This is a genomic window from Streptomyces endocoffeicus, from assembly GCF_016741935.1.
Classification (GTDB): domain Bacteria; phylum Actinomycetota; class Actinomycetes; order Streptomycetales; family Streptomycetaceae; genus Streptomyces; species Streptomyces endocoffeicus.
On the sequence record NZ_JAERRG010000256.1, the window covers coordinates 1 to 263 of the forward strand.

At 65.8% G+C, this 263-nt stretch carries 1 protein-coding gene; it reads left to right on the forward strand.

What is annotated here, in order from left to right:
- Positions 1–263, forward strand: a 263-nt coding sequence (locus JK364_RS54865) for an acyltransferase domain-containing protein (protein ID WP_201858946.1), incomplete at both ends; no start/stop codon positions are given.

Genomic DNA, 263 nt, shown 5'->3' on the forward strand with positions numbered 1-263 from the left:
GCGATCCCCGATCCACGCGTGGTGTTCATCTTCCCCGGCCAGGGCTGGCAATGGCAGGGCATGGGCAACACCCTCCTCACGTCATCGGCCGTATTCGCCGAACAGATGGCGGAATGCGCTGCCGCGCTGAGCGAGTTCGTGGACTGGGACCTGCTCACCGTGCTCAACGACCCCTCCGTAGTCGACCGGGTAGACGTCGTACAACCGGCCTGCTGGGCGGTCATGATCTCACTGGCCGCCGTCTGGCAAGCCGCCGGCGTACA